The sequence below is a fragment of the Deltaproteobacteria bacterium genome, from assembly GCA_016213065.1.
Lineage (GTDB): Bacteria > UBA10199 > UBA10199 > SPLOWO2-01-44-7 > SPLOWO2-01-44-7 > JACRBV01.
Genome location: JACRBV010000050.1, coordinates 24,362 through 35,318 on the forward strand (window position 1 = coordinate 24,362; position 10,957 = coordinate 35,318).

Annotated in this window: 9 protein-coding genes; 7 read left to right on the top strand and 2 right to left on the bottom strand. The window is 45.7% G+C overall.

Annotated features, from left to right (window positions below; genetic code table 11):
• Window positions 1-31: 31 nt before the first annotated feature.
• The 7 genes from HY877_02680 (at window position 32) to HY877_02710 (ending at window position 10,368) form a co-directional block, all read left to right on the top strand.
• Window positions 32-5,296 (top strand): L,D-transpeptidase family protein, encoded by a 5,265-nt coding sequence (locus HY877_02680; protein ID MBI5299188.1) that lies wholly within the window; start codon window positions 32-34, stop codon window positions 5,294-5,296.
• Complete coding sequence (locus HY877_02685; protein MBI5299189.1) at window positions 5,293-5,826, top strand: hypothetical protein; 534 nt, start codon at window positions 5,293-5,295, stop codon at window positions 5,824-5,826. Before HY877_02680 ends, HY877_02685 begins: the two co-directional genes overlap by 4 nt.
• A gap of 32 nt (window positions 5,827-5,858) precedes the next feature.
• Window positions 5,859-6,050: a type II toxin-antitoxin system VapB family antitoxin gene (locus HY877_02690; GenBank protein ID MBI5299190.1), complete on the top strand. Its 192-nt coding sequence runs from the start codon at window positions 5,859-5,861 to the stop codon at window positions 6,048-6,050.
• Window positions 6,047-6,421 (top strand): VapC toxin family PIN domain ribonuclease, encoded by a 375-nt coding sequence (locus HY877_02695; GenBank protein ID MBI5299191.1) that lies wholly within the window; start codon window positions 6,047-6,049, stop codon window positions 6,419-6,421. The genes HY877_02690 and HY877_02695 overlap by 4 nt, the downstream gene beginning before the upstream one ends.
• Before the next feature lie 5 nt (window positions 6,422-6,426).
• Window positions 6,427-8,415, top strand: coding sequence for an excinuclease ABC subunit UvrB (gene uvrB, locus HY877_02700; GenBank protein ID MBI5299192.1), 1,989 nt, complete (start codon window positions 6,427-6,429; stop codon window positions 8,413-8,415).
• An 83-nt stretch (window positions 8,416-8,498) separates the two neighbouring features.
• Window positions 8,499-9,755 (top strand): hypothetical protein, encoded by a 1,257-nt coding sequence (locus HY877_02705; protein MBI5299193.1) that lies wholly within the window; start codon window positions 8,499-8,501, stop codon window positions 9,753-9,755.
• Between the two features lie 19 nt (window positions 9,756-9,774).
• On the top strand, window positions 9,775-10,368 hold the full coding sequence (locus HY877_02710; GenBank protein MBI5299194.1) for a GTPase domain-containing protein: 594 nt from the start codon (window positions 9,775-9,777) through the stop codon (window positions 10,366-10,368).
• Here HY877_02710 and HY877_02715 read toward each other — a convergent pair.
• Window positions 10,351-10,584 carry a type II toxin-antitoxin system HicA family toxin gene (locus HY877_02715; GenBank protein MBI5299195.1) on the bottom strand — a complete coding sequence of 78 codons (234 nt, stop codon included), beginning with the start codon at window positions 10,582-10,584 and terminating at the stop codon, window positions 10,351-10,353. The two genes, HY877_02710 and HY877_02715, sit on opposite strands and share 18 nt — an antisense overlap.
• A gap of 4 nt (window positions 10,585-10,588) precedes the next feature.
• On the bottom strand, window positions 10,589-10,819 hold the full coding sequence (locus HY877_02720; GenBank protein ID MBI5299196.1) for a type II toxin-antitoxin system HicB family antitoxin: 231 nt from the start codon (window positions 10,817-10,819) through the stop codon (window positions 10,589-10,591).
• Window positions 10,820-10,957: the final 138 nt, after the last annotated feature.

Consider the following 10,957-nt stretch of genomic DNA (forward strand, 5'->3'; position numbering starts at 1 on the left):
AACTGGCACTGATTTTGCTCTTCTGGTTTGGGTGAAACTTCTTCTTTTTTTAGGATTGCTGTTGGCGTCACCCACACCCGACTTGATGACTCCGGAAGATGCGAGACAGCTTGCCGAAGTGATCGAAATGCCCGGAGTGGACCGGTTTATCAGCGATCAGGTTCAACAAAAATTGATTCAGGAGATGGGAAATAAAATGGCCGAGTGGGCGGCGGAAGGGTTGCATCAGTTGGTAAAACCCGGTGCCGGAGATCCAAAACCGGAAACCAAAACAAGCCTCAAAGAAATATTTTTGCAAAACCCCCAGCTTTCAAAACAGCTCAAAATCGAAATTCAGAAACGTCTGGAGGCGTGGATTCCAAAACAGGCGGAAAAAACACTCCGGGATGTATTCGGGCAGAATGAGGAATTGAAAGAGATCAAAGACCGGGTTGAAAAAGTTTTGAACACATCATTCAAAGACCAACTCGATGGTCTTATTTCTCCGTGGTATGACCAAATGTTGACAAGAAGTTTTTCCAAGGCCTCCGAGGCCCTTTCCGAGGCCAATGCGAATGCTTTTTTATCAAAACAGGTGTCGGATTTGATCGGCAAGGCGACCGTTCAGGGGCTTCAAAATCAGATCCGGGAAAATTTACCTTCCGCTCAGTTCGCAAAAGTAAAAGAGAAGGTGATGGGACTGCATATTGTTGATCTGCCGAATCAGGCCTATGGCGGTATTTTGGCCGCCTCCGCGGCGATGCACTTTGCAAAAGCTTTTGCCGGCATGCACGTTAATCTTTATGAACTCAAGCGGGGCAAAGAGGTAAGCGAGACAATGCTCTGGCAGTTGCGCACCAAACAGTATGTTTCTTTTAATCTGGGCGATTTTATCGGGATGGTCAAAATGCTCGGGGATCAGGTGGGGAGTTTTCATTGGGGCGCTCTGAAGCAGATGGCGAAGTGGAATCCCGCCAACCAATTTTTGGAAAAACTCGACGGGCTTGAAAAACAACTGAAAAAAATCGACGATCTCTATGACAAAACCACCGGAAAAGTTCAGGAGGGTTTTGAAAATGTGCTGGGAGATTTGCGCGGGGAATTGGACAAAATGTCGAGGGAAATGCTGGGTCCCCTGACGATGAAACTTCCGTGTCTCACTCCAGAAGGCTGTCCCGATTTGTTGCCGGATATTTTAGGCAAAACGCCCATGGATTATCTGAAAAAGTTTTATGCCGATTCGGGATTGAAAGAAACGTTGAAGGAAGTGAACAAACAAATTTCGGGAGGTTTGGCGGGGGCGGCCGTGGCAACCACCGATTTTTTGCACATCACCGGACCCGTGGCGGAAATTCTGAAGGTGGAAAAAATTCCGCCGCAAAATCCTTCGCAGGATTCCGATTTTGATCCTGTGTTTTTGCACACGGGAGAATTTTATTTACCCGTGACCGATGTGACACTGCCGGGCGGAAACATGAAATTGCAGTTCACGCGGATTTATCGTTCACAATCCGAATTCATGGGAGCGCTCGGTTTCAACTGGACTCATAATTTCGCGGAGCGTCTTCTTTTCTGGGATAGTCCCGACGGGTCCGGATACACGTATGTTGATAACTCCAGTAAAAAATTCTTCTTCCGCCAAATGGAAGAGGGGTTTGAATCTCCGGCCGGTCTCTTTTTGACGCTGAAAGAAATTGATTCCGGATTTGTGCTTGAAGATTGGGAGGGAGGAACGCGTTATTTTAATAAAGAAGGAGTGCTCGCCAAAATTCGCAATGCGGCGGGCGAAGAACAAACGCTTGTCTATGAGGATAAAGACCTTTTACAGCGTGTGGAAGATGGCAGACAGCATACTCTCCAATTTTTCTATCAACCCGATGGATTGCTGGAAAGAGTTGAAGATTTCACGGGGCGTGTCTGGAAATTTGAATACAACAAAGAACACGAACTCATTGCCGCTACCTCTCCGGGTACGCCTGATTTTCCAAAAGGAAAAACCACCCATTACCATTACGACAAACATCGCCTGATTTTAATGATGGATCCTAAAGGTCAGATCTTTTTGCAAAATTATTACGGCGAGTCGGGTGAAAATTTTGGAAAGGTGATGATGCAAAAATATGGGAATGAGACGGCTTCCATTGAAGCCAGATATGATGGCTTAAATACGTGGGTAAAGGATCGCAGAGGCATCTTGCATCTTTATGAACACGATGAAGAGGGACATTTGTTGCGCCGAAAACTTGTGAAAGAAAATGAAACACAAAAAACACTGCGTCAGTTTGAATACAACAAAGCCGGTTTGTGTACGGCGGAAATTTTTCCGAGCGGATTGAAAATTGAATACCAGTGGGAAGGACCGAAGTTGGTGAAAAGAACAATGGTGGCGAGGGATGGAACGAAATTGATTCTGAATAGTTCTTCTCATCCCGAATCCTCGACAATTTCAGAAAAGACAGAGCCGTTTTATCAATACGATTTGTGGGGAAATATTATTTCCGTGACAAGTGCCGACGGCGAAACCAGAAAACTGGAAGTGAACGCCTCCAACTTGGTGATCAAAGAAAACATCAAAGGAGAAAATCGTTTTTACCGCTATGATGCCAACGACAACATCATCCAGATGAAAATTCCCGAAAGGAAACTCGAAGTCTCTTTTGAATACGACGTGCTCGATCGACTCACCGCGAAAAAAGAAATTTTGGATGGTGATCACGCCATCACCACGCGTTATGAACAAGACCCGGAAGGCCATCTCACCCGTTTTGTTTATCCGATGGGGAATGAAGATCGGTTTGTCTACGATGATGAGGGACGGCTTATGCAGAAGATTCGCGGGTTTGGGACATTAGAACAGTCGGTTGAAAAATACGAATACGATGAAGATGGCAATCTGGTTGCGGTCATTGATGGGGAAGGAAACAAGACCACCTATTTTTACGATCCTTTCGGCAGAAATACCGGTTTTCGAACTCCGATGGGAAATGAAACTCAATACATACTTAATGAAGAGGGCTATGTTGTCGAAAAAGAACAGAGGGATGGCGACGGAAAATTATTGGCGAAAGAAAAATGGGAATATAAACAAGAAAAAATCGCAAAATATTTTAGATATCTTTTTCGCGACAATCCGAAAAAGGGCACATGGATTGAGATGACATTGCGAGCGCAAGCGAAGCAATCTCCATTTGAGTCCACGGGAGATTCTTCGGCCTTAAGGCCTCAGAATGGCATTCAATCGAATGGCTTCGTTCGAGACTCCCTCGGTCGTCCGATTCAAATCGAAAAAACGAAACTGGAGTGGGATGACAATGGGCGTTTGGCGGTCCTCACCGCGGAAAATGGCGAGACCACAACTTATGCCTATGATGCGCAAAATCGCCTGTCGCTGGAACATTATCTCAACGGCACGGAAGTCAGATATGCCTACGATGACGCCGACCGTCTGACGGGGATAATAGACCGGAGAGGTCTTGCTTGGCGGTTTGATTATAATAAGGATGGCAAACCGATTTGCCGCCATGCCGGACGGCAGGAACAGCATTTTGTTTATGACGGATTGGGGCGCCTCATCGAGTCGATTGATTTTAACGAACCCGATGATGCCGGAGATGACATCTCCGCCCGATTCGTTTGGGATTCCTTTTCCCACGCGGTCGGCGAGTCGCTGAACGGACGCTGGGTCTACAAAAATTACGACAAGGAGGGAAACAAGATCGCCCTCGATTATCCTTCAAAGCTTCAAATCATTCGGCAGTTTGATACCGGTAGAAAAATGACAGGTACTTTTGTGGAAGGAAAAGAAATCATTCCCACACCCGAAGTGCAGGATATTTTCAGTTTGGAAGAGCCGCCGTTGCGGCGGCCAAGCCGCGATGAGGCTGGTTTGGTGAGACAGGACGGGAATTTTTTGTATCGCTATGATGATTGGGGGCGCCTGATCGAAATTCAAAATCAAAATGGTGAATCCCTTTCACGTTATACTTATGATGTCTTTAATCGTGTAGCCCGCACGGACAAGGAAGAGTTCAGTTACGATGAGTGGGAAACCATCCAAACTTTTTCAAAAGGGACGGCGGCGCAAAGCATTATTTATGCCGATCATTTCGATACCCCTCTTTTGCTGATGAATCACTCCGGTGAAAGAAAAGGAAATTATTACTATCATCAAGACCGCCGAGGTTCCGTTCGTTTTTTGAGTGACGCGGACGGAAAAATTCTAGAACGTTATGACTATTCCCCCTTTGGAGCGATGGAAATTCACGACAACAACGGCAACCTCTTGCGGGATTCGCAGGTAGGAAATTTTCTGGGCTATATCGCGCGCCCATTTGATGGGCAAACCAGACTTGTCAATTTACGCATGCGTTATTACGCGCCGGAGTTGCGGGAATTTATAACGCCCGATCCGCTCGGCTACAAAAATAATTTTTTTGCCGACTCGAGCGTTTTTACTCCCCGCAATTTCTCGTACCATCAAGGTCAGGGAGGAGCCTCTCGTACCACCATTCCTAATTTTGTGAGGGATGGTGAAAAAACACTTCTTCTCGATATTGATCTGTTTTATGAAAACCCGCCTAGAGATTTTTCCGCACCCGAAATGAATTTGTATGCCTATGCCGGCGGCGACCCCATCAACAATTTTGATCCGCTGGGGTTGTATTCGTTGGTTGTAGATAAGAGCAGAAACGAGATGACACTGTACGATCAGTATCGGAAAGAGATTGGACGATGGGAGTCGCGAACGGAGGGAATGGGAGATGGAAAGAAGAAATCTATCAGAAATCATGATTGGACCATAACGAATGGAGATACACCCACGGGGACTTATAAGATTGATCCGGACCGTGTGATTAAGCGCTCCGAAATCAACGAGCGGGCTCGCAACGATCCGGGTCATGGACTTAAGCGCTCCGAAATTGGCAGATGGCCTCGCGGAAAAGGAAAAATAGATAATGATAAATCTTATGGATTAGGAAAAATAAATATGGAACCTGTTTCCGGCAATGCACTCATTGCCAAGAACAAATATAGGCGCAATGGTTTCGCAATTCACGGAGGAGGCAAGAGCAAACTGGTGCCTGATCCTTTCAAACCTGAGCAGGGTTGGGCGCCAACGCAAGGATGCGTTCGAATGCAAAACCGTGATGTGATTGAATTAATCAACGAGATTCGTATTCTTAGAGATGCAGGAGATATAAATGGAACCGTGGAAGTCGTCGATTCTATCTCACAATCCTTTCCTGATCTGAATTATCGCAATCAACATGATATAAACCCAATTTTACCCCCCTTTCCGGGAAGGAGTCCCAAATGACAATCATAAAAAAATCCGCATTTCTGTTGGTGATGCTTCTCTCCATCCCATTGTGGGCTGAAGGACGCATTATCTATGGTGAAGGTTTTGCTTTTTCCGTGGAAGCGCCGACCAAATGGGTTTTGGATGTTTCCAATGCCCCGCCGGAACTCAATCTCATTTTGTACCCGCAAGGCCAAACTTGGGCCGATGCTTCTTCCGTGATGTATGCGAGAGTTTTGAAGAAGGGAAAGAGACAGATTCAGGATATTATAAAGGAAGACGAAGCCGATTTTTTACAACGTTGCCCGCAGGGAAAAATCGAGAAAAAATCGCTGACGGTCAAAATCAAAAACCCTTCAGAGACACGAAGTTTTCTTTGCTCCGGCAATGCTTATGAAGCCGTGACTTTCATTGATATCGAAAAAGTGGCGGTTCTTTTTGTCCTCAGTAGCCGCACCGAAACCGCCTTCAATGCCGGTTTGAAAGATTTCGAAAATCTGGTCCGTTCTTTCGGCTGGATTGCCTCAGAAGTGAAAGCCAAACATTGACAGATACATATAAAAGGTGCATATCTATGCATATGAGAACAACACTTAATTTGGACGAGGCGCTTTACCGTGAGGCCGTCGAGGCTACCGGCGTTGAAGAGAAAACCCGGCTTATTCACATGGGATTGAAGGCATTGATTCAAGGTGCCGCCTATAAACGGGTGGCACAGCTTTTTGGAAAAATCCCGGAAGCCAAACTCCCCAGAAGGCGAAGAATACGATGATCTTGGTGGATAGCAGTGTCTGGATTGATTTCTTTCACGGCAAAACAACAGCCACATCTTTGGGCCTGCTTGTCGAAACCGAAAAAGTGCTTTTGCATCCTTGGATTTTGGGAGAATTGATGGTGGGGCATTTGGGGAAACCAAGACAAAATCGCCTGAATGATTTGGGATTATTACCGAAGGCGGCGATTCATTCCATAGAGGTCCTGAAAGATTTTGTAGAGCAGGAAAAACTTTTTGGTCTTGGCTTTTCTCTGGTCGATATCCAACTGGTTTATTCTTCTCTTTTGGAAGACGCTTTTATATGGACCTTTGATCGTAAACTCGATCTCTTGGCAAAACATTACAAAAAAGCCTATAGCGCTCTCTAACACACATGCAAAAATTCCAACTCACCACCGACTTCACGCCCAAGGGAGATCAACCTCAGGCCATTGAAAAACTCACCGAAGGGGTTCTCAAAGGTAAGAAAGATCAGGTTTTGCTGGGAGTGACCGGATCGGGAAAAACTTTTTCGATTGTCCATGTGATTGCCAACGTCAACAAACCGACTCTGGTGATTGCCCCAAACAAAACGCTGGCCGCTCAACTTTATGCCGAGTTCAAAGAGCTCTTTCCCAATAACGCCGTTGAATATTTCGTCAGCTACTATGATTATTACCAACCCGAGGCTTACGTTCCGTCGCGGGATCTCTACATTGAAAAAGATTCGGCCATCAACGAACAGATTGACCGGTTTCGTCATTCGGCAACGCACGCCTTACTCACGCGTAAAGATGTCATCATCGTTGCGAGTGTCTCCTGCATTTATGGTTTGGGTTCACCGGAGGCTTATCACGGCATGCTCTTGCGGACCTCGGTTGGAAAGCCTTTGGAGCGCTCTACCTTGTTGTCAAAACTGATTGAGATTCAATATGAGCGTGGCGATTATGATTTTCACCGCGGAACTTTCCGCGTGCGCGGCGACACGGTTGAAATTTTTCCGGCGTATGAAGATTGCAAAGCGGTACGTCTTGAATTTTTCGGAGATGAACTTGAAAAAATTGTGGAGATTGATCCACTCACCGGTCAAATTCAGGGCAAATTGGATGAGATATGTATTTATCCCGCCAGCCACTTTGTAACTCCCGAAGAACATCTCAAGAAGGCCATCAAAGAGATTGGAAAAGAACTCGAAGCACGTCTGAAACATTTTAAAGAGCACAACAATCTTTTGGAAGCCCAGCGCATTGAACAACGAACCCGCTATGATCTGGAACTGATGGAAGAAATGGGCGTCTGCAAAGGCATCGAAAATTATTCGCGTTACTTCACCGACCGCAAAGCGGGCGAGGCGCCTCCCACCTTGCTTGAATATTTTCCGCGCGATTTTCTTCTCATCATCGATGAGAGTCACATTACGATTCCGCAAATTGGGGGCATGTATAAAGGAGACCGTGCGCGCAAGACTACGCTTGTTGAATATGGTTTTCGTCTTCCGTCTGCATTGGACAACAGACCCCTTCGTTTCGATGAGTTTGAAAAGTGGGTGCATCAAGTTGTTTATGTTTCGGCCACTCCTTCTGAATACGAACTGCAAAAATCAAAAGGAGAGATTGTTGAGCAGGTGATTCGTCCCACCGGTTTGATGGATCCAAAAATTGAAATTCGCCCCACCGAAGGACAAATCGAAGATCTCTACGAGGAAATTTTAAAACGAATCGCCGCAAAAGAACGCGTGCTCGTGACAACGCTGACCAAAAAAATGTCCGAGCAGTTGGCCGAATTTTATCGGGAGAAGGGGTTGAAGGTCCGCTATCTTCATTCCGATATTGAAACTTTGGAGAGAATCGAAATTTTGCGCGATTTGCGTTTGGGAGAATTTGATGTCCTGATTGGTATTAACCTTTTAAGAGAAGGACTCGATCTTCCGGAAGTCTCCCTCGTCGCCATTCTGGATGCGGACAAAGAGGGTTTTTTGCGTTCCGAACGTTCCTTAATACAGACCTTCGGCCGCGCGGCCCGTAATATTCATGGGATGGCCCTTCTCTATGCTGACAAAATAACGCGTTCCATGAAGGCGGCTATTAGTGAAACGGAGCGACGGCGCAAAAAACAGGAAGCCTATAACAAGAAACACAACATTACCCCCGCCACGATCCAAAAGAAAATTTCCGACGTTTTATCCTCTATTTACGAGCAGGACTACCCCGACATTCCCGGCGAGACACCCCTTGAAATTCCCACTTTGGAAGCCCTTCCCAAGATATTGGAAAAACTTCGCAAAGAAATGCTGGGCGCCGCTAAAAAACTCGATTTTGAAAGAGCGGCAGATCTTCGGGACCAAATTCGAAGACTGGAAGAGAATGCCCTTAAAATGGCGTAATATTTGTGGTTGCGCATTGCGGTACTTTTATATATGACGCTTCAACATTCATTTTTTTTAAAAACTTGCAAAGGAGAATCCGTATGTTTCGAAGCAAAACAATTCGCATCTTGTTGTTGGTAGTCCTGATCTTGGCAGGTCGTGCCGTTTATGCCCAAACAATCAATGTCAATGAGTTTCAACCCCTTCCCGCGGAACCAAAATCTTCCGGATGGGATAGTGGTTTTTATATTCGCTCCGCCGACGACAATTTTAAAATGAAAGTGGGAGGCAAAGTTCAGGTTCAGCAGATTACGCAAAAAAAGACCGGCCTCCAAAAGATTTTTAATTCCTCCACTGGAAGATTTATAACACCGGATTCTTTTTCGGACACCTTCGCGGTTCGCCGTGCGAGTATCATGACATCGGGAACTATTTATGAAAAGGTTGACTGGGCCGCGGTTGTTCAGACAAGAACAGCCCCTCCCAATGCTACCGCTCAAAGAATTCTTTTCTTAGGAGATGTTGCTTACAATGTTGCTCCTTATTTTTCAGTCGACATGGGAATCGTTTCTCTCCCTTTTGAAAAATCGGTTTCTTCAAGCTGGCTTTTGGCCGTGGAGCCACCGGTTACAGCAACTCAGACAGACGGTCTTAAAGATCTGACTATTGCTCGTCAATCTTTTGGTTCCTCTGATGATTTGGGGCTTACGATCAGCGGTGATATTGGAAAGTATTTCAGATATGAGGCGGGTGTTGTCAACGGAAGCGGTTTCATTCCCGAGAATAGCGATAACAACCTTTCTTACGGAGGCCGCCTCGAATTTAATATTTTGGGTTCTATTCCTCCCAGCCAGACCGATTTTGCCTGGTCTGAAACTCCAAAACTGGTGTTGGGTCTGGGTACTATCTTTGAAGACGTGCAAGCTCCCGACGATTTTGTTTCCACCATCACCCGCAAATGGGATTGGTCTTCGGTGGGTGATTTTGCATTTCGGTACCGTGGCTTTGCCGTCAATGGTGCGGGGTATTACAGAAAATCAAAGTACACTAGCACAGCCGGTGTTCCCTCGGTTGACACCAATGCGGATGGTTATCTGATCGACAAAGGCTATTACGCAAACGCGGGTTATTATGTAATGCCTAAGAAACTGGAATTGCAGATCAACGCCGCGCAGATTTTCAGAGAAGGACCGGACAATGATGCCAACGAATTTGGCGGTGGATTGAACTGGTACATCCACAAAAACAACGTCAAACTCCAACTCGATTACAGTCGTGTGTTGGATTATGACGCAGTTCCCGGATTGAACAACGCCGCTTATCACCGTATTCGCACAATGTTCTCTCTGATTTTGTAACGAGCAAACAAAGATTTTTATGGCATTCATCAACGAGCAAAATAAAGAGATAAATTGTAAGGTTGTTTATTATGGTCCCGGGCGTTCCGGAAAATCGACCAGTCTTCGTTACATCTACCAGAACATCAAAGAGGAAAAGCGCGGTGAATTGATTTCTCTTTCCAACACGAAAGACCGCACGCTTTATTTCGATTTTGTTCCCCTTGAATTGGGAAATTACAAAAATTTTCAGGTGCGTCTCCATCTTTACACGGTCCCCGGTGATGTGGCCTATGAAGCCGCCCGCAAAATTATTTCGAAGGGGATTGATGGAGTTGTTTTTATGGCCGATTCCCAGTTGGAACAACTAGAATCAAACATGAAAAGTATGTTGGAGTTGACCGAAATGCTGGAAGATCAAGGCAGTGATTTCACAACTCTTCCAATGGTGATTCAATACAACAAAAGAGATCTTCCCAATGCCGTGCCGGTTGCCGAATTAAAACGTTTGCTAAATCCCAGAAATGTTCCCGATTTTGAAACCACCGCCACCGAGGGCAAAGGCGTTTTCGAATCCCTAAAAGCAATAGGCACCCAAGTCCTAAAAAGCCTCAGGTCAGAGCAATTTTCTTAAATCTTCAATGTCCAATTCTGCATCCCTGAGAATGGCCTTCAGCGTCCTTCGTTTTAGGGAAACGCCCGAATGGATAGGGACTACGGTTCTTTTGTTTTTGGAAGGGTGCTTGTAGATGGCATGGCTGGAACCGGTTTGGCGGACAAAAACAAAACCCATTTTTTCCAACACGCGGACAATTTCTTTTGAAGTGACGACTGGAAAGCGCGTTGACATTTTTTTAAGCCGCAACATGCAGTGAAGTGACGGTTACTGAATCGCTGGGAATTTCTTCACCATTTTTTTGTAAATCAGCAACGACACCGGCTATGGCATGGCGCAGTTCACTGAGAGTTTCCTCGTAACTTTCACCTTGCACATGACAACCCGGTAAAGAAGGACATTCTCCATAGAAACCCCCTTCCTCACAGGGTTCAATGATAACGGTAAAATGGTATTCTTGTTTTGCCATGAAGTAAACATAGCTTTTACAAGCTAAGCTCCTTTGAGAACCCGCCGTGCCCAATTAAGGCAACGGGCTCGTCAAGATAACAATTCAGTTACAGAGCAAACGCAAAAATATCTTGCTCAAAAGTGGCCCAGTTTGCCA